Below are 18,159 nucleotides of genomic sequence, written 5' to 3'. Positions count from 1 at the left end.
GGCATGCGCACGCGCGTGCTCCCGACCCGCCGTCGTGGCGGACGCGGTGACACGTTCGGTCGCGCGACCGAGGGCATCGCACGGGGCATGGGAACGCCGTGGTTCCTCATCGGCCTCACCCTGTTCTGTGTGGTCTGGATGGGGTACAACACCCTCGCGCCGAAGCCGTGGCAGTTCGACTCCGCCGCGATCGGCTTCACCGCACTGACCCTGGTGCTGTCGCTGCAGGCCTCGTACGCCGCCCCGCTCATCCTGCTCGCGCAGAACCGGCAGGACGACCGCGACCGCGTGCAGTTCGAGCAGGACCGGCAGCGTGCGGAGCGCAACCTGGCGGACACCGAGTACCTGGCGCGCGAGGTCGTCGCGCTCCGGCTGGCGATGCGCGACATGGCGTCGAAGGACTTCATCCGTGCCGAGTTGCGGTCGCTGCTCGAGGAACTCGACCGGCGCGACGCCGACGACGCCGGCTACGCGAACGAGCCCGGCAGCTCCACCCGTGGCTGACGCGGCTCCCGCCGACGAGCAGCTGGGCACGGCGGTCCTCGCTGCGCTCGGCCGCGTGATCGACCCCGAGATCCGTCGGCCCGTCACGGAGCTCGACATGATCCGTGGGGTCGACGTGCAGCCAGGAGGCGCTGTGCGCGTCGACCTGCAGCTCACGATCGTGGGGTGCCCCGCCGCCGACACCATCGAGCGCGACGTGCGCGTCGCCGCCGGTTCCGTGGACGGGGTGTCGTCGGTCGACGTCGACGTGTCGGTGATGGCCCCCGCGACGCGTGCCGCGCTGACCGAACGCCTGCGGGCCGGCCGGCCGAACGGCATCCAGTTCACGGCGGACTCGCTCACCCGGGTGATCGCCGTCACGAGCGGCAAGGGTGGTGTCGGCAAGTCGACGGTCACCGCCAACCTCGCCGTCGCGCTCGCCCGCCGGGGCCTGCGGGTCGGGATCGTCGACGTCGACGTGCACGGCTTCAGCATCCCCGGGCTGATGGGACTGACCGACGAGCACGGCGTCGCGCCGCGGCCGACCCGGGTGGACAGCATGATCCTGCCGCCCGTCGCCCACGACGTGAAGGTCGTGTCGATCGGGATGTTCGTCGACGACGCCTCCACCGCGGTCTCCTGGCGTGGCCCGATGCTGCACCGCACCGTGAACCAGTTCCTGACCGACGTGTTCTTCGGCGACCTGGACGTGCTCCTGCTCGACCTGCCGCCCGGTACCGGCGACGTCGCGATCTCGGTCGGCCAGCTCCTCCCCCACGCCGAGGTCCTGGTCGTCACCACACCCCAGGCCGCTGCGGCCGACGTCGCCGAGCGCAGCGGGATCGTCGCACGCCAGACGGGCCAGCGGGTGATCGGGGTCATCGAGAACATGGCCGGGCTCGTGCAGCCCGACGGCTCGGTCCTGCACCTGTTCGGCGAGGGCGGTGGCGCCGAGACCGCCGCACGGCTCTCCCGCGGCCAGGACGCCCCCGTGCCGGTGCTCGGCAGCGTGCCGCTGTCCGTGCCGCTCCGCGAGGGCGGGGACACCGGCCTGCCGGTCGTGCTCGGCGCGCCGGAGGACCCCGCGGCAGTCGCCCTCGCCGCGATCGCCGACGGCATCACGACGATGGGGCGCGGACTGGCCGGGCGGAAGCTGGGGCTGTCGCTGTCCTAGGCTCGTCAGCATGAGCATGGATCACGTCAGCGTCGACTGGGACCGCGCCCGCGACACGAACCGGGCGAACTGGGACGACCGGGTGCCGATCCACGAGGGCGCCTACGCCGTCGACGAGCTGTCCGACCCGGCGCACCGCTCGGACGTCGTGCGCGACGACCTGCCGGCCCTGACGCCGTGGCTGCCGAACGGCTCGCTCGCCGGCCTCGACGTCTGCCACCTGCAGTGCCACATCGGCACCGACACCGTTTCGCTCGCCCGCGAGGGAGCCCGGCTCACCGGCGTCGACTTCTCCCCCGCGGCGCTCGCCTCCGCCGCCGGCCTCGCGACGCGGCTCGGCCTCGACGTCACCTGGGTGGAGACCGACGTGCTCGACGCCCGCGCTGCCGTCTCCGGCGACTTCGACGTCGTCTACACGAGCATCGGCACGATCTGCTGGCTCCCCGACCTCGACCGCTGGGCCGCACAGGTCGCCGGCTTGCTGCGCCCGGGCGGGGTGTTCTTCATCCGCGACGGCCACCCCGCGCTCTACGGCCTCGACGAGACCGCCGACGAGCTCGTCCCCCGGTACCGGTACTTCCCGGACGGCACCGCGCAGCAGTGGGACGACGCCGGCACCTACGCCGGCGACGGCACCGTGGCGAACACCCGCACGTTCGAATGGCCGCACCCGCTGTCCGAGATCGTGAACGCGCTGCTCGGCGCCGGACTCCGACTCCGCCGCCTGGACGAGGGGCGCACCCTGCCCTGGCGCTTCACTCCCCGCATGGAGGACACCGGCGACGGCTCGTGGGCGTGGCCCGACGCTGACCGCGACCGTGTTCCCCTGACGTACACGATCGTCGCCACCCGCGATTGACGACGGGCGCCTGCCATCCGCTCGGCGCACGCCTGTACGTTCGTTCATGGACAGGTCGTTCCACCCCGGAGCATTATGCAAGGGCATTGCACAATGCCCTTGCGGAATGTGACCGCCTGGGCTCCACCCGCCGGACGACGACGTCCGGCCGAGGACAGGAGAACCGTGTGAACCAGAACACCCGAGTACGGATCGGCCTCGTGGCCACCGTCGCCGCAGTGATCGCCGGCGGATCCCTCGCCGCAGCACCGGCCATCGCCGCGACACCGTCGTGCGCGACCGCGTGGACCGCCGGCACCGCGTACTCCGGCGGTGCCACCGTCAGCGAGAACGGATCGAACTACACCGCGAACTGGTGGACGCAGGGCGATGACCCCGCGACGCACGCCGGGGCAACGGGCAGCGGCCAGCCGTGGACGTCGACCGGCGCCTGCTCCGGCACGGGCGGCGGCACCACTCCTCCCGGTGGGGGGACGACGACCCCCGGCACGGGCGGGAGCGGCGGCACGGCCAGCGGACTGGTGTTCAGCCCGTACAAGGACATCACCGTGAACCTCGACTGGAACACGAACGTCATGAACACCGCGGTCACCGGGACGCGGATCCCGGTGGTCGGCTCGAGCAACAGCCTGGTGTCGACCCGGGAGCCCGGCCTCAAGGCGATCACCCTCGCCTTCGCGACCGGCACGTGCGGCAGCGAGAACTGGGGTGGCGTCGCGGCGGATGCCTTCGCGAACGCCAACATCCCGAAGCTCGACGCCGCCGGGGTGAACTACATCATCAGCACCGGTGGAGCCGCCGGTTCGTTCAAGTGCTCGGGCGCCGCACTGCAGTCGTTCATCGCCCGGTACGCGACCCCGCACATGATCGGCGTCGACTTCGACATCGAGAGCGGTCAGTCGGCCGCCGACGTGCAGAACCTCGTGAGCGCCGCAGCCCTCGCCCAGGCGAAGTACCCGGGCATGCGCTTCTCGTTCACGCTCGCGACCCTGGCCGCCAGCGACGGCTCGTACGGCGGGCTGAACAGCACCGGCGACGCCACCGTGAAGGCGATCAAGGCGTCGACCCTGACGAACTACACGATCAACCTCATGACGATGGACTTCGGCCGCGCGACCACCGCGAACTGCGTGCTCTCCGGCTCCACCTGCCAGATGGGCAAGTCCTCGATCCAGGCCGTCACGAACCTGCAGCACACGTACGGCATCGCGTCGTCGAAGATCGAGGTCACCCCGATGATCGGCGTCAACGACACCACCGACGAGGTCTTCACCCTCGCCGACGTCGACACCCTGTCCGCCTACGCGAAGGCGAACGGCCTCGCCGGGATCCACTACTGGTCGCTCGACCGCGACACGCCCTGCGCCTCGACGACGGCGTCGTCCACCTGCAGCTCCGTCCCGAGCGCAGCGGCACTCGCCTGGACAGATCGTTTCCTCGCCGACCTGAAGTAGTCGACCTGAAGTAGTCGTCACCATACCGACGACGGGAGGCCCGGTGCCAGCTGGCACCGGGCCTCCCGTCCGTCAGGTGGTCACGTGACGGGCGTCAGGTCGCTTCCGCGTCGAACGGTGGCGCTTCTCCCGCGGCCAGCGGCACGACGGGAGCCGTCGCGCGCACCTTGGAGGCGGTCACCTGCGCGGTCTGGACCGCGGCGGCGCTGCTGGCGCCGCCGGAGTCGAGGAGCGCATCGCGGATGATCCGGCGGGGGTCGTACTGTCGCGGGTCGAGCTTCTGCCACTCGATGTCGTCGAACTCGGGGCCCATCTCGTCGCGCATCCGCTCCTTCGCGGTGTCGGCGAACCGGCGGACGGCCTTCACGAACTCGGCCAACTTCTGGGCGTACATCGGCAGGCGCTGCGGCCCGAGCAGGAGCACGGCAATGATCCCGATGATCAGGATCTTGTCGAGCGGGATGTTCACGTGAGCGAGCCTAACCCGTACGGCTCCGATGCACCCCTAGAGTTGTCAACCGAACGGAGTGTGCGTGTCAGAGAAAGAGTCGAACTGGAAGTTCGCCGAGGACATCGTCTCGGAGTCCGAGGCGATCGCCCGCGCTCGTGAGCACTCCCTGGAGCTCGGTGTCGAGGCGATCTCGCCCGCGATCGGCGCGCAGATCGGCGTCATCGCCGCAGCCTCCCGAGCAACGAGCATCATCGAGATCGGGACGGGCCTGGGAGTCTCCGGGCTGTACCTGCTCGGCGGCGCGCCGGACGCGACCCTGACCACGATCGACGTCGAGGTCGACCACCAGCAGTTCGCCCGCGACGCCTACATCAGCGCCGGCACCGCCCCCGCTCGGATCCGGCTCATCCCGGGCCGCGCGAACCAGGTGCTCCCCCGGATGAACGAGGCGTCGTACGACGTCGTCCTGGTCGATGCCGACCCCGAGCACGTCATCGAGTACGTCGAGCACGGGCTGCGGCTCGCACGCCTCGGCGGGACCGTCCTGGTGCCGCACGCCCTGTGGCGCGGACGCGTCGCCGACCCGGTCAAGCGCGACCGGGCGACGACCGACTTCCGGCTGCTGCTCACCGAGGTGTCGACGTCGGGTGCGGTGCGCAGTGCGCTCTCGCCGGCTGGTGACGGGCTGCTGCAGCTGACGAAGGTCACCGCGTAGCGTCAGAGGTACCGTCGGACGTCGTCGGCGAAGCGTGGGACGCCCGCGCGACGGAGGGTGTCCAGGATGTCCTCGACCGACTGCGGCGGGTCCACGTAGTCCTCGGCGAGCTCGCGGAGGACCCGGGTCACGACGCCGGGGAACAGGTCGAGTTGGTCGAGCAGGAAGTCGTCCGGGTGGACCGTCTCGACGTCGAGTACAGCGAGTGATGCCGGCGGGAAGTCCCGCAGGTTGAAGGTCACGAGCACGTCCGCGCCGGCACGCACCGCGGCTGCGAGCACGTGGCGGTCCTTCGGGTCACACGTCAGCCCCTCAGCCAGATCCTCGTGGCCAGTGACGAGCGCATCCGGGAAGTACTTCCGCATCATCGACAACCGTCGGTCGATCCCGCTCGGCGAGACACCCGCCTCGACGGCGTTCCGCCGGACCTCGTCAAGGACCGGCTCAGACCACAGCGGCCGGAAGACCCCGTCATCGGCCAGTCGGAGCAGGAGGTCCGAGAGGGTGATCCCGTAGATCGCGCACGCGTCGAAGAACGCGGGGAACGCCACGGTCAGCGCTCCGCCGGCCCGTCACCGCGCTGCTGACGTTCGAGCGCTTGGCCTTCCCGCGCGGCCTCGCGCAGCGCGCTGCGGCGTCGATTGCGGAAGTGGTCCTGGAACGACACCAGGTCCCGGAGCAGGACGCGCCGGTGCCGCCCGCGCCGCTCGAAGGAGATCGCGCCGTCCTCGAGGTACTTCACGAGCGTCGGACGCGACACCCCGAGGAATTCAGCCGCCTGCTGCGTGGTCATCTGCGTGTCGTTCCGAGCGACCGTGACCCCGCTCCCACTCGCGAGCGCATCGGCGACCTGCTCGAGGACCTCGAAGACCTCGGCAGGGATCGTCCGGACCCGTCCGTCCGGCGCTCGGAGCTCGGCCACGCCACCGGCGAGGGCCTCGCGCTCGATCTCGTGCAGGAGTTTCGCCAGCCCGACGAGGTCGTCGCGGTCATCGCCCGGGAAGTACGTGCGGGATGCCGCGCGGCGGTCAGCGGGCTCGGTCGTGACGGTCATGCGACCAGCCTAAACGAAAGAACCGAAAGAACGCGTAGCCGGTTACTCGAGGTGCCGCAGGTACCGCTCCGGGGACTCGAGGAACGACCGCTGGTTGCGCACCAGGTCGAGGTCCTCCCACTCGGTGCGCCGGAACCCCCAGTCGCCGACCTCGTGGATCGTCGCGCCCGGGAACGCCGCCAGGACCGGTGAGTGCGTCGAGAGCACGACCTGCCCGACCCCGCTGTCGACGATCGACCGCAGCAGCGCGATGAGCGTCAGACAGCCGGAGAAGGACAGCGCCGACTCCGGTTCGTCGAGGATCCAGAGCCCCGGCCACTGCGCGCGGTCGATGACGAAGTCGAGGAACGACTCGCCATGGCTCCGCTCGTGGAACACCGGCTCGGGGCGGGAGTGGTTGGGATTGTCCTCGAGGTAAGTGAAGAAGCCGTGCATGGTCTCGGCACGCAGGAAGAACCCACCGCGGGGCGCACCGAAGTCACGGCGGAGGACGATGTGCTGCCACAGCGACGACTCGGACGGACGCGTCGAGTGGTTCGCCAGGGTGGAGCCGCCCTCGGGTGACATGCCGAACCGGAGCGCGATGGCCTCGATCAGGGTGGACTTGCCCGCACCGTTGTCGCCGACGAACACCGTTACCGGGTCGAGGTCGAGTCCCTCGTCGAGCAGCTGCCGCACCGGGGGCAGCGTCGCCGGCCAGACGTCGCGCGGCATCGGGTCCGGGTCGCGGTACTCCTCGACGCGGCGGATCGGCATGTAGGTCCTCGGCACGAGGCCATCCTGTCGGACGCGACCGACAGCGCGACGGGCGCGCACGCCGACGGCGCGGCGCCCCGGACGCAGACGACGGGCCCGGCGCGTACACGCTCCGGACCCGTCGTTCTGGTGCTTTCGACTACGAGGCCGAGACGACCTCAGCGAGTGCGTCATGGAGTTCCTTGGCCTCGGCATCGTTGACCGAGACGACCAGGCGGCCTCCTCCTTCGAGCGGAACCCGCACGATGATGAGTCGACCCTCCTTAACAGCCTCCATCGGCCCGTCACCGGTCCTCGGCTTCATGGCTGCCATCAGATGTCCCCTTTCGTGCAGTACATGCCCGCTCATTATCTCGTATTGATGGGGCAACTGCGAAACCGCCCAGGTTGGGGGTGTCGGATCGGCGGTTCTTCGCGGGTTCCGTTCGTAACCTTGGCGGATGCCGAACATCCGCTCCATGCGCCGTCAGTCCCCCAGCGGACGACCCGACCGGTCCGAGCCGACCGGCAGGTCCGACGACGCAGTGCCCGCTGGCCTTCGGATCGGCGCGGCGTTCACCTGGCGCATCCTCGTCGTCGGTGCCGGCCTCGCCGTCCTGGTGGCGCTGGTCGTGCTGCTGCAGGACATCGTGGTGCCGTTCCTCATCGCGCTGCTCGTGTGCGCACTGCTCATGCCGATGTCGTCGTTCCTGCAGCGGCACCGGTGGCCGAAGTGGACGGCGGTGCTGTCGAGCCTCGTCGCGCTGGTGCTGGCGCTCGGCGGGCTGGCGCTGCTCGTCACCGAGCAGGTGCGGTCCGACCTGCCGTCGCTCGAACGCCGGCTCCACCACAGCGTGCAGTCCCTGCGGACCCTGCTCGACAGCGAGCCGTTCGGGATCACGGCGAAGGACGTCGACTCGTGGGTGTCGAACGGCTTCGACTACCTGCAGGCGCACGCCGCGACGATCCTGTCCGGGTTCCAGGCCGCCGGCACCGGCGCCGTGCACGTGCTCGAGGGGCTGTTCATCATCGTGTTCACGACGCTGTTCGTGCTCATCGACGGCCCGCGCATCTGGGGGTGGGTCGTCCGGCTCTTCCCGCGCCGGGCACGTGCTCGCATCGACGTCGCGGGGCACGCCGGCTGGAAGACGCTGACGAGCTTCATCCGCGTCCAGCTGGTCGTCGCCGTCACCGATGCCCTCGGCGTGACCATCGGCGCGCTCGCCCTGCAGATCCCGCTGGCGATCCCGATCGGCGTGATCGTCTTCTTCGGCGCGTTCGTCCCCGTCGTCGGGGCGATCGTCGCCGGTGCGGTCGCGGTGCTCATCGCCCTGGTCTTCAACGGCTGGGTGCCGGCGCTCGTGATGCTCGGCATCGTGGTGGTCGTGCAGCAGCTCGAGAGCCACGTCCTGCACCCGTTCCTGACCGGCACGGCCGTCAAGGTCCACCCGCTCGGAGTCGTCCTCGGGGTGACCGCGGGCACGACGATCGCGGGTGTCGTCGGCGCGTTCTTCGCGGTGCCGTTCATCGCCACCGTCAACGCGATGGTCGTGGCGGCGGCGAACTGGCGGCCGGGTGACCCGGAGCCGATGTCAGCGACGGTGCCGAAGCGCGAGCGGAGCGGTCCCGCCGCACGGCTCCTGGCCCGCGCCCAGGCCCGTGAGCGCCGTGCCGATCACGGCGGGGTCCAGTCGTAGCCGTCGATCCACCAGCAGTAGTACAGCCAGACCCACTGCAGCCCGACGAACGCCACCACGACGGCCACCCGGTACACGCGGGACCGCGGCAGCGCCACGATGCCGAGCAGCGGCGCGATCGGCACCAGGATCCGCCAGGTGCTCGACTGCGGGAAGAACACGGCGAGCAGGTACACGACGTAGGCGATGCCCCAGAGGCGCAGCTCGATCCCGATCACCCGGGCTGCGGGCATGCAGACGAACGCCACGAAGCCGACGACCACGACGGCCAGCAGGACCCCGCCGGCGGGCTGGTGGAACCACCACCCGAAGCCCTGGATCCACGGCGCGAACGGCACGAGCTCCTGCCACCCGACGTAGGACGACCGCCAGGCGAGCTCGGTGTCGGTGTACGCCTTGGGCACCCCGGTGACGGCCCAGGCGATCGCCGGCCACGCCAGGCCGACCAGTCCGGACACGACCGCGACCACGGCGGGCGGCACGAGGCGGCGCAGGGTGAGCGGCTCCGACGACCGCACCCACGCTGGCCGGATCGCCCAGGCGCCGACGAACAGCACGACGAGCAGCGCGAACGCGAGCCCGGTCGGCCGGGTCATACCGAGCAGCAGCACGACGGGCAGCATCGTCCACCACCGCCGGTCGACCATGAGCAGCAGCGCGACGAGCAGCAGGAACAGCCCCATCGACTCGGCGTACGCCACCTGGAACATCGCCGACACGGGCGCGACGCAGAACAGCACCGTGGCGAAGGTCGCCCGCGCCGGGTCGAGGAAGCGCCCCATCAGGCGACGGAACACGAGTGCAGCGCCGAGTCCGGCGAGCAGCGAGACCACCACCGCGACGAACTCGAACGACGCTCCGGTGAGCAGCATCAGGCCACGCACCAGGAACGGGTACGCGGGCATGAACGCCCACGCGTTCTCGGTCACGTGCCCTGCCGCGTCCACGGGCAGGGTCGACGGGTAGCCGCCGGTCGCGATCACGCGGTACCAGGCACCGTCCCAGATCGACGCGAACGACAGGTACGCCGGGTGCTGGACGGTGAACGAGTTCGCCGCCTGCACGCTCGCGAAGGCCTGCATCATCAGTCCGGTGACGAACCGGGCGAGCACGTAGACGACCGTGATGCGGACCCACCACGGCACCACCCGGTAGCGGGCGCGCCAACGGGTGCGTGCAGGGGTCGGCCGGGTGGCCCCGGCCGTCGTCAGGCCGTCAGCCACCGACGGAGGCCGGCCTCGACCGCGGTGATCTGCGCGACCGGGACCTGCTCGTCGTCGTGGTGGGCGAAGACGGGTTCGCCGGGTCCGTAGTTGACCGCGGGCACCCCGAGCGCCGAGAAGCGGGCGACGTCGGTCCAGCCGTACTTCGGGCGGGGCTCCGGGCCACCGACCGCCGACACGAAGTCCTGCGCGAGCGGGGCGTCGAGGCCGGGGCGGGCACCGGCGGCGAGGTCGACGATGGTCACGTCGTAGCCGTCGAAGAGTTCGCGGATGTGCGCCACGGCCTCGTCGGCCGAACGCGACGGCGCGAAGCGGTAGTTCACGTGCACCATCGCCTCGTCCGGGATGATGTTGCCCGCGATGCCGCCGCTGATCCCGACGGCGTTGAGGCCCTCGCGGTACTCGAGCCCGTCGACCGTGACGGTGCGGGGCTCGTAGGCGGCCAGCGTGGCGAGGATCGGTGCCGTCTTGTGGATCGCGTTGTCGCCGATCCAGCTGCGGGCGCTGTGCGAACGCTTGCCGAACGTGCGGATCTCGGCGCGGAGGTTGCCGTTGCAGCCACCCTCGATCTGCGCGCCGGACGGCTCCCCCAGGATGGCGAAGTCGGCGGCCAGCAGTTCCGGACGGGTCCGGGCGAGACGACCGAGGCCGTTGAGCAGGTCGCTGACCTCTTCGTGGTCGTACCAGACCCACGTGACGTCGACCGAGGGCTCGACCAGGTCGTACGCGAGCTTGAGCTGCACTGCACAGCCCGCCTTCATGTCGACGGTGCCGCGACCCCACAGGATCTCGGTGCCGTCCTCGGCGGTGCGGAACTCGGTCGGCAGGTTGTCGTTGAGCGGCACGGTGTCGATGTGCCCGGCGATCACGACGCGGCGGTCGCGGCCGAGGTTCGTGCGGGCGACGATCGCGTCGCCGTCCCGGATCACCTCGAGGTGCGGCAGCGGTGCGAGCACCGCCTCGATCGCGTCAGCGAGGGCCTGCTCGTTCCCCGACACCGATTCGATGTCGCAGATGGCACGGGTGATGTCGATGGACGAGGCGGTGAGGTCGAGCTGCTCCGGCATGCGGTCACCTTATCTGCCGTCGCTCCCGTCGCGCTGGCCCACGGCACGGCGGCCGGGAGGCACGGTGCGGTTCCGCAGCGTCCGTCCGGTCGGTCCGGTGCTCCCGTCCAGTGCGTCGGTACCCTGGTGCGGTGACCGACACGACCGCTGCCACCGACCCGACCGCCACCGCCGACCGCCCGACGCACGCCTGGGGCCACGGCCTCGCGGCGATCGCCGCCGACGGCACGACGCTCGACACCTGGTACCCGGAGACCCACCTCGGCCCGCTGCCGACCGACGCGGTGTTCCCGGCAGCACTGCAGGCGCACGTCGGCGACGACCCCCGCCGCGAGGTCCGGATCGAGGCCGTCACCACCGAGGTCACCATCGACGCCGCCCCGACCAGCACCGAGGACGCGTACCTGCGTCTGCACCTGCTGAGCCACCTGCACGTGCGTCCGAACACCATCAACCTCGACGGTGTCTTCGGGTACCTCCCGATCGTCGCGTGGACGAACGCGGGGCCGGTCCACCCGGAGTCCCTGACCCGCCTGCGCCCGTCGCTGCAGCGCGCGGGCATCGCCGTGCACGCCATCGACAAGTTCCCCCGTCTCGTCGACTACGTCGTGCCGGACCGCGTCCGCATCGGTGACGCCAACCGCGTCCGTCTCGGGGCGCACCTGGCACCGGGCACGACCGTCATGCACGAGGGCTTCGTGAACTTCAACGCCGGCACCCTCGGCGACGCCATGATCGAGGGCCGTGTCTCGCAGGGCGTCGTCGTCGGCAACGGCACCGACATCGGCGGCGGGGCGTCCATCATGGGCACGCTCTCCGGCGGCGGCACGCACCGGGTCTCCCTGGGCGAGCGCGCGCTGCTCGGTGCGAACGCGGGTCTCGGCATCTCCCTCGGCGACGACTCCGTCATCGAGGCCGGCCTGTACGTCACGGCGGGAACGAAGGTCGTCCTGGTCGGCGCCGCACCGAACCCGGACGGCACGCCGAAGACCGTCAAGGCCGCCGAGCTGTCCGGCACCCCGAACGTCCTGTTCCGCCGCAACAGCCTGTCCGGCGCCGTCGAGGCGCTGCAGCGCAAGGGCGAGGGCATCCAGCTCAACACCGCGCTCCACGCGTAGGCCTGGCCCCGCGAAAGCGACAGAGTCCTGCGAACTGTTCGCGGGACTCTGTCGCTTTCGCGGGTGAGAACGCGCGTCAGCGCGCGGGGAGGTCCCGCTTCGGCGCACCCACGTAGAGCTGCTGCGGGCGACCGATCTTGTTGAGCGGGTCGTTGTTCAGCTCGCGCCACTGCGCGATCCAGCCGGGCAGGCGGCCGATCGCGAACAGCACCGTGAACATGCGCGGCGGGAAGCCCATCGCCTTGTAGATGATGCCGGTGTAGAAGTCGACGTTCGGGTAGAGCTTGCGGTCGATGAAGTACTGGTCGCTCAGCGCGATCTGCTCGAGCTCCTTCGCGATGTCGAGCAGGTCGTCCTGCACGCCGAGGGACTCGAGGACCTCGTCGGCCGACTCCTTGACGAGCTTCGCGCGGGGGTCGTAGTTCTTGTAGACGCGGTGTCCGAAGCCCATGAGCTTCACGCCGCGCTCCTTGTTCTTCACCCGCTCGACGAAGCGCTGCACCGGCTCGCCGGAGTCCTTGATCTGCTGCAGCATCTCGAGCACGGCCTCGTTCGCGCCGCCGTGCAGCGGCCCGTACAGGGCGTTGATGCCGGCCGAGATCGACGCGAACATGTTCGCCTTCGTCGAGCCGACCAGGCGGACCGTCGCGGTGGAGGCGTTCTGCTCGTGGTCCTCGTGCAGGATGAGGAGCCGGTCGAGGGCCTTCGACAGCACCGGGTTCGGCTGGTAGGTCTCGGCCATGGTGCCGAAGTTCAGGCGCAGGAAGTTGTCGACGAACGACAGCCCGTTGTCCGGGTACAGGAACGCCTGCCCGATGGACTTCTTGTGCGCGTAGGCGGCGATCACCGGCAGCTTGGCGAGCAGCCGCACGGTCTGCAGCTCGACCTTCTCCGGGTCGTCGACGTCCATGTCGTCCTCGTAGTACGTCGACAGGGCACTGACGGCGCTGGACAGCACGGACATCGGGTGCGCGGAGTGCGGGAGCGCGTCGAACAGGCGCCGGAGGTCCTCGTGCAGCAGGGTGTGCCGACGGATGCGGGCGTCGAAGTCGGCGAGTTCGGACTCGTCGGGCAGCTCGCCGTAGATCAGGAGCCACGCGACCTCGAGGAAGGTGCAGTTCGACGCGACCTGGTCGATCGGGTACCCGCGGTACCGCAGGATGCCCTCGTCGCCGTCGATGTAGGTGATCGCGCTCTTGGTCGACCCGGTGTTCACGAACCCGTAGTCGAGCGTGTTCATCCCGGTCTGTTTCTTGAACGTCGAGATGTCCATCGTGGACGCGCCGTCGACGCTCGGCAGGATCGGGAACTCCGCGCTGCCGCCCGGGTACGTCAGCGTCGCGGTCTCGCCCGTCTGTTCGGCGGCGGGACTTACGGGCACGGGCGTCGTGGGCGGTGTGGCCGTCTTCTGAGCGTCGTTGGCAGTGTCAGTCACGTTGACAGCCTAATCGCGGCGTCTGTCGCTCGTGCACACATCGATGGTCACGACTTGGTGGGAACCCCCGGTTGCGCTCCGGGCGGAATGCACGATCCGCCCGGCGGCGGGGTCCGTCCCCGCGCTACGCGGCGCCGAGCCGACGGCTGCTGGCCAGCCGCTGGGCCGCCGCGGCGATGCGCTCGTCGGTCGCGGTGAGGGCCACCCGGACGTGCTCCCCGCCCGCTGTGCCGTAGAACGTGCCCGGTGCGACGAGGATCCCGCGGTCGGCCAACCACGACACCGTGTCGAGCGCCGGCTCACCGCGGGTCGCCCAGAGGTACAGGCCGGCCTCGCTGTGGTCGATGCGGAAGCCGGCGTCCTCGAGTGCCCGTCGGAGCATGTTCCGGCGCGCCCGGTAGCGGGCCTTCTGCTGCTGCACGTGGGTCTGGTCGGCGAGTGCGACGATCATCGCTTCCTGCACCGGCAGCGGCGGCATCAGCCCCGCGTGCTTCCGGACCGCGAGCACGTCGGCGAGGATCCGGGCGTCACCGGCGACGAACGCCGCGCGGTACCCGGCCAGGTTCGACTGCTTCGACAGCGAGTACACGCTGAGCACGCCGTCGACCGAGTCGCCGACGACCCGGGGGTCGAGGATCGTGGGGGTCGGGGTGGTCGCGTACTGCGGGTCCCAGCCGAGCTCGGCGTAGCACTCGTCACCGACGATGACGGCACCGAGTTCGCGGGCGCGGTCGACCGCTGCACGCAGGTCGTCGATCGAGAGCACGCGGCCGTCGGGGTTGCCGGGCGAGTTCAGCCACACCAGCTTCGTCGTCGCCGGCCACGCCGCCGGGTCGTCCGATGCGAGGGCGTCCGCACCGACCAGGGCCGCGCCGAGCTCGTAGGTGGGGTACGCAGCGGCGGGGAACACCACGGTGTCGCCGGCGCCGATGCCGAGCCAGAGCGCCAGGCCGGCGATGAACTCCTTCGACCCGATCGTCGGCAGCGTGTGCGCCTCGGTCATCCGCACCCCGTGGCGTCGGCCGTACCAGTCGGCGATGGCCTGCCGCAGCGCCGGGGTGCCGGCGACCTGCGGGTAGGCGTGCGCGTCCGTGGCGTCAGCGAGGGCGCGTCGGACGACCTCGGGGGTCGGGTCGACGGGCGAACCGACGCTCAGGTCGACGATGCCGCCCTCGTACCCGGCCGCGCGCTGCTTGAACGGGACGAGCTGGTCCCAGGGGAAGTCGGGCAGGTCGAGCGCCACGTGCGTGTCCGGCTCAGCCGCGGGGCGGTTCGGCCATGACGACCGGATGGTCCTTGTGGATCACACCGACCTTCGCGGCGCCACCGGGCGAGCCGACTTCCTGGAAGAACTCGACGTTGGCCTTGTAGTAGTCGGCCCACTCGTCGGGCAGGTCATCCTCGTAGTAGATGGCCTCGACCGGGCACACCGGCTCGCACGCACCGCAGTCGACGCACTCGTCGGGGTGGATGTACAGCGAGCGGTCGCCCTCGTAGATGCAGTCGACGGGGCATTCGTCGATGCAGGCACGGTCCTTGACGTCGACACAGGGCTGGGCGATCACGTAGGTCACGGTTCGGGTGCTCCCTTCGACGAGCGGGTTCGAGTCTACTCGCGGCCCGGGGCCGTCCGGGACCGCAGCCCCGACAGGTCCGGCCACGCGAGCACCAGGGCGGCGATGACGGCGGGCGCGAACGTCCACACGTACCCGGCCGCGTTCGCCAGCACGAGCGGCGAGCCCTGGCCGCCGACGGAGACGAGCACCTGGGTCGCGACGAGGATGCCGATGCCGATCGCGGCGACCATCGCCCGCGACCGGTACAGCAGCCGGATGCCCACGGTCAGCCCGATCACGAGCAGCGTGGTGATCACCATGCCGATCGGGAACGCGGCGGCGCCGACGGTCTGCTGGTGCGTCACGGTGCCCAGTCCGCCGGTGACGAGCCCGAGCACGAGCGCGACGGCGACCGCGGCGACCTTGCCCTGGCCGGACATCTCGGCGTAGGTCTGCGGTGCCGGGGGCTGCGGGTCGGCGTCGTGCCGGAAGGCCTCGACGGCGGGGGCGTGCTCGCGGACGCCGTGCGGCATCACCCACGACAGCGCGGTCGGGTCCGCGGGGTCGACCGGGTCGACGGTGACCTGCGAGCGGTACTGCTCGACGGCGGCACGCACCTTCGCCCGCACCGGCAGGACGTCGACGGTGACGTCGGCGTCCCCGGTGTCCGGGGCGACGATCATCGAGAACGCCACTTCCTCTGCCCGGGCCGCGTACCGAGCAGCGTGGTGCACACGCACGTGGTCGGGGTGGCCGTACCCGCCGTCGTCGGCGTAGCTCACGACCGCGTCCGCACCGGTGGAGCGGATCGCGGCACGGACGTCGTCGACGACCTCGCCCAGGTCGGCGGCGGTCAGCGAGTCGACGGGGGCGTCGTCGGCGGCGGTCGCCCGCCCGTCCGGCCCCCACTGCATGCCGGAGTCGACGTACCGGCGTTCCGGCAGGTCGGTGGGCCGGGCACCGCGCCCGCCGAGCCACAGGCGCGCCGGGCCGCCGAGGGCTGCGAGTGCCGCGTCGATCTCGGTCTCACGGTGCGCGGCGACGCGTTGTGCGTCGCCGGCCAGGGGTGCGAGCCGCTCGGTGAGCATCTCGCCGCGCTCACCGCGGGTCGCCGTCAACACGGTGACCTCGGCGCCGAGCTCGAGCAGGGTCGCGATCGTCCCACCGGACGACAGGGTCTCGTCGTCGGGGTGGGCGTGCACGAACAGGACGCGCTCGGGGCGCGTGACGGAGGCCTTCGACATCGCCCCCAAGGGTACGGGACTAGCGGGCCGTGACGATGTAGGTCGCGGTGACGCCGTCGTCGCCGTCCGAGAACGTGAGCACGACGCGGTACCCGTCGCTGCGGAACATCCCGAACGCACTCGACGAGTCGGCGCGCTTCGCCGACTCGGTGTAACCGGCGTCGGCGAGCTGCTGCGCGGCGGAGGCGAAGTCGTCGACCGACCCGGCGCGCACCTGCACGACCCACCCGGAGCCGTTCGGTCCCGCTCCCCCGCCGAGCACCGTGCCGTCGACGAGCGGCACGTCGGACGACGGGAACCCGTCGGGCACCTTGCCGTCAGAGGTGACGTTCGCACCCTTGAGCGCCGTGTCGAGCGCCCCGTCGATGCCGCCCGCGACCGAGGACATGCCGTCCTGGATCGCCTTGCCGTCGATGCCCGCGACGCCGTGCGCGACCGTCGAGGCCACCGAGGACCCGAGGTCCGTCGCCTGCTTCACGGAGTCGGACGAGCAGCCGGTGAGTCCGGCCAGGGCGATGCCGGCGGCGACGGCGGCGATCAGCGGGGTACGGAGGGAACGCATGCGCCGACGGTAACGGGTGAGCCGGGAGGCACGGCGCGAGTTGGCTGTGAACGTCCTGTCCCCGGGACGGTCACCCGCGCGGCGGGGCCGCCCCGCGCCTCCCGTCCGTCCGTCAGGCGACGTAGGCGCGCGTCGCGGCGACCAAGGCGTCCACGCCGACCGGGATCGCGGTCTCGGCCTGCGGCGCGTAGAACGGCGAGTGGTTGCTCGGGATGTCCTCGCCGCGGCGGAACAGCTCCGGGTCGGTGATCCCCGTGAACCAGTACACGAGCGGGACGCCCGCCGCCGTCGCGAGCTGCCCGACGTCCTCCGACGCCATCGCCAGCCCGATCTCCAGCTCGCGCGCACCCGGTACGGCGGCGCTGACGGCCGCGAGCACCCGGGCAGCGGACTCCGCGTCGTTCACGGTCACCTCGGCACCGGGCGACCGCACGATCGTCGGCTCGGGCAGGCCACCGGCGTCGCTCTCGGCACGGACGATCCGCTCGATCGACGCGATGATGCGCGCACGGGTGTCCTCGTTGCGGGCACGCGTCGAGATCTCGATGACGGCCTGGTCGGGGATGATGTTCGCGCGGGTGCCGGCGTGGAAGCTGCCGACGGTGACCACACCGGCGTCGCTCGGCGAGACCTCGCGCGAGACGACGGTCTGCAGCCGCACGACGGCGGACGCGGCGGTGACGACCGGGTCGAGGGATGCCTGCGGCGCGGACCCGTGTGCCCCGCGACCGTTGAAGGTCACGGTGAGCCGGTCGCTCGACGCCATCACCGGGCCGGAGCCGATCGCGACGATGCCGACCGGGGCCGGAGCCGAGTGCTGGCCGAGCACGACGTCGGGCTTCGGGAACCGGTCGACCAGGCCGTCCTCGACCATGGCGCGGGCGCCGGAGATGACCTCCTCCGCCGGCTGGAAGACGCCGACGACCGTGCCGCTCCACTGGTCCCGGGTGGCGACGAGGCGCTCGAGCGTGCCGAGCAGCCAGGTGACGTGGATGTCGTGGCCGCATGCGTGCATCGTCGGGACGTCGTTGCCGTCCTCGTCGGTGCCGCGGTGCTGGCTGGCGTAGGACAGCCCCGTGCGCTCCTGGACCGGCAGGCCGTCCATGTCGGCGCGGAGCCACACGACCGGGCCCTCGCCGTTCGACAGGACGCCGACGACACCGGTGCCGCCGACGCCGGTGGTCACCTCGATGCCACCGAGTTCGGCGAGCCGGTCGGCCACGATGCCCGCAGTGCGGTGCTCCTGGAAACCGAGCTCGGGGTGGGCGTGCAGGTCCTGGTACAGCGAGAGGAGGTCGAGGGTCACGGCATCCACCGTAACCCCCGACCTCC

The 18,159-nt window shown here is 71.1% G+C and carries 20 protein-coding genes; 7 read left to right on the top strand and 13 right to left on the bottom strand.

Going from position 1 to position 18,159, the window contains the following annotated elements:
- The first annotated feature begins 3 nt into the window (after window positions 1-3).
- The 4 genes from EDF48_RS04265 to EDF48_RS04250 all read left to right on the top strand — a co-directional run bounded on the left by EDF48_RS04265 (window position 4) and on the right by EDF48_RS04250 (window position 3,970).
- Complete coding sequence (locus EDF48_RS04265; RefSeq protein WP_111085044.1) at window positions 4-504, top strand: DUF1003 domain-containing protein; 501 nt, start codon at window positions 4-6, stop codon at window positions 502-504.
- Window positions 497-1,657 (top strand): Mrp/NBP35 family ATP-binding protein, encoded by a 1,161-nt coding sequence (locus EDF48_RS04260; protein ID WP_123294097.1) that lies wholly within the window; start codon window positions 497-499, stop codon window positions 1,655-1,657. The genes EDF48_RS04265 and EDF48_RS04260 overlap by 8 nt, the downstream gene beginning before the upstream one ends.
- A gap of 10 nt (window positions 1,658-1,667) precedes the next feature.
- Window positions 1,668-2,516: a methyltransferase gene (locus EDF48_RS04255; protein WP_131878357.1), complete on the top strand. Its 849-nt coding sequence runs from the start codon at window positions 1,668-1,670 to the stop codon at window positions 2,514-2,516.
- 167 nt (window positions 2,517-2,683) lie between these two features.
- Complete coding sequence (locus tag EDF48_RS04250) at window positions 2,684-3,970, top strand: carbohydrate-binding protein (RefSeq protein WP_165932310.1); 1,287 nt, start codon at window positions 2,684-2,686, stop codon at window positions 3,968-3,970.
- Between the two features lie 94 nt (window positions 3,971-4,064).
- Here EDF48_RS04250 and EDF48_RS04245 read toward each other — a convergent pair whose 3' ends face one another.
- Window positions 4,065-4,439 (bottom strand): twin-arginine translocase TatA/TatE family subunit, encoded by a 375-nt coding sequence (locus EDF48_RS04245; RefSeq protein WP_123340711.1) that lies wholly within the window; start codon window positions 4,437-4,439, stop codon window positions 4,065-4,067.
- Window positions 4,440-4,503: 64 nt separating this feature from the next.
- Here EDF48_RS04245 and EDF48_RS04240 point away from each other — a divergent pair, with 64 nt between their 5' ends.
- Window positions 4,504-5,136: a class I SAM-dependent methyltransferase gene (locus tag EDF48_RS04240; protein WP_123294100.1), complete on the top strand. Its 633-nt coding sequence runs from the start codon at window positions 4,504-4,506 to the stop codon at window positions 5,134-5,136.
- 2 nt (window positions 5,137-5,138) lie between these two features.
- On the opposite strand, the gene EDF48_RS04235 is transcribed toward EDF48_RS04240, so the two are convergent.
- The 4 genes from EDF48_RS04235 to EDF48_RS04220 all read right to left on the bottom strand — a co-directional run bounded on the left by EDF48_RS04235 (window position 5,139) and on the right by EDF48_RS04220 (window position 7,259).
- The gene (locus EDF48_RS04235; protein ID WP_131878353.1) at window positions 5,139-5,687 is read right to left on the bottom strand and encodes a PIN domain-containing protein; all 549 of its coding nucleotides are present in this window, start codon (window positions 5,685-5,687) and stop codon (window positions 5,139-5,141) included.
- Between the two features lie 2 nt (window positions 5,688-5,689).
- A complete protein-coding gene (locus EDF48_RS04230; RefSeq protein ID WP_123340709.1) occupies window positions 5,690-6,190 on the bottom strand; it encodes a helix-turn-helix domain-containing protein in 501 nt (166 codons plus the stop codon).
- A gap of 42 nt (window positions 6,191-6,232) precedes the next feature.
- Window positions 6,233-6,961, bottom strand: a complete 729-nt coding sequence (locus tag EDF48_RS04225; RefSeq protein ID WP_131878351.1) for an AAA family ATPase — start codon at window positions 6,959-6,961, stop codon at window positions 6,233-6,235.
- Window positions 6,962-7,085: 124 nt separating this feature from the next.
- Window positions 7,086-7,259: a DUF3117 domain-containing protein gene (locus EDF48_RS04220; RefSeq protein ID WP_123673120.1), complete on the bottom strand. Its 174-nt coding sequence runs from the start codon at window positions 7,257-7,259 to the stop codon at window positions 7,086-7,088.
- Between the two features lie 127 nt (window positions 7,260-7,386).
- Here EDF48_RS04220 and EDF48_RS04215 point away from each other — a divergent pair, with 127 nt between their 5' ends.
- A complete protein-coding gene (locus EDF48_RS04215) occupies window positions 7,387-8,622 on the top strand; it encodes an AI-2E family transporter (RefSeq protein ID WP_243692372.1) in 1,236 nt (411 codons plus the stop codon).
- Here EDF48_RS04215 and EDF48_RS04210 read toward each other — a convergent pair.
- Both EDF48_RS04210 and dapE read right to left on the bottom strand, forming a co-directional pair.
- Window positions 8,601-9,845, bottom strand: coding sequence for a hypothetical protein (locus EDF48_RS04210; RefSeq protein WP_131878349.1), 1,245 nt, complete (start codon window positions 9,843-9,845; stop codon window positions 8,601-8,603). The genes EDF48_RS04215 and EDF48_RS04210 overlap by 22 nt on opposite strands.
- Window positions 9,830-10,912 carry a succinyl-diaminopimelate desuccinylase gene (gene dapE, locus EDF48_RS04205; RefSeq protein WP_123294103.1) on the bottom strand — a complete coding sequence of 361 codons (1,083 nt, stop codon included), beginning with the start codon at window positions 10,910-10,912 and terminating at the stop codon, window positions 9,830-9,832. Before dapE ends, EDF48_RS04210 begins: the two co-directional genes overlap by 16 nt.
- Window positions 10,913-11,043: 131 nt before the next feature.
- Between dapE and dapD the strand changes: the two genes are divergently transcribed.
- Window positions 11,044-12,030: a 2,3,4,5-tetrahydropyridine-2,6-dicarboxylate N-succinyltransferase gene (dapD, locus tag EDF48_RS04200; RefSeq protein ID WP_131878347.1), complete on the top strand. Its 987-nt coding sequence runs from the start codon at window positions 11,044-11,046 to the stop codon at window positions 12,028-12,030.
- Window positions 12,031-12,106: 76 nt separating this feature from the next.
- On the opposite strand, the gene EDF48_RS04195 is transcribed toward dapD, so the two are convergent.
- The 6 genes from EDF48_RS04195 to EDF48_RS04170 all read right to left on the bottom strand — a co-directional run bounded on the left by EDF48_RS04195 (window position 12,107) and on the right by EDF48_RS04170 (window position 18,133).
- Window positions 12,107-13,411: a citrate synthase gene (locus tag EDF48_RS04195; protein WP_131878684.1), complete on the bottom strand. Its 1,305-nt coding sequence runs from the start codon at window positions 13,409-13,411 to the stop codon at window positions 12,107-12,109.
- 178 nt (window positions 13,412-13,589) lie between these two features.
- Window positions 13,590-14,708 (bottom strand): succinyldiaminopimelate transaminase, encoded by a 1,119-nt coding sequence (gene dapC / locus EDF48_RS04190; RefSeq protein WP_131878345.1) that lies wholly within the window; start codon window positions 14,706-14,708, stop codon window positions 13,590-13,592.
- Window positions 14,709-14,721: 13 nt separating this feature from the next.
- Window positions 14,722-15,039 (bottom strand): ferredoxin, encoded by a 318-nt coding sequence (fdxA, locus tag EDF48_RS04185; RefSeq protein ID WP_069711637.1) that lies wholly within the window; start codon window positions 15,037-15,039, stop codon window positions 14,722-14,724.
- Window positions 15,040-15,074: 35 nt separating this feature from the next.
- Window positions 15,075-16,265, bottom strand: coding sequence for a PIG-L family deacetylase (locus tag EDF48_RS04180; protein ID WP_131878344.1), 1,191 nt, complete (start codon window positions 16,263-16,265; stop codon window positions 15,075-15,077).
- A 19-nt stretch (window positions 16,266-16,284) separates the two neighbouring features.
- Window positions 16,285-16,827: a hypothetical protein gene (locus EDF48_RS04175; RefSeq protein ID WP_131878342.1), complete on the bottom strand. Its 543-nt coding sequence runs from the start codon at window positions 16,825-16,827 to the stop codon at window positions 16,285-16,287.
- 112 nt (window positions 16,828-16,939) lie between these two features.
- Complete coding sequence (locus EDF48_RS04170; RefSeq protein WP_165918732.1) at window positions 16,940-18,133, bottom strand: amidohydrolase; 1,194 nt, start codon at window positions 18,131-18,133, stop codon at window positions 16,940-16,942.
- Window positions 18,134-18,159 lie beyond the last annotated feature (26 nt).

The sequence above is a fragment of the Curtobacterium sp. PhB191 genome (genome assembly GCF_004346515.1).
In the GTDB taxonomy this organism is placed as follows: Bacteria; Actinomycetota; Actinomycetes; order Actinomycetales; family Microbacteriaceae; genus Curtobacterium.
Note: the sequence above shows the minus strand (reverse complement) of the source record. Positions and strands in the feature narration are given on the sequence as shown.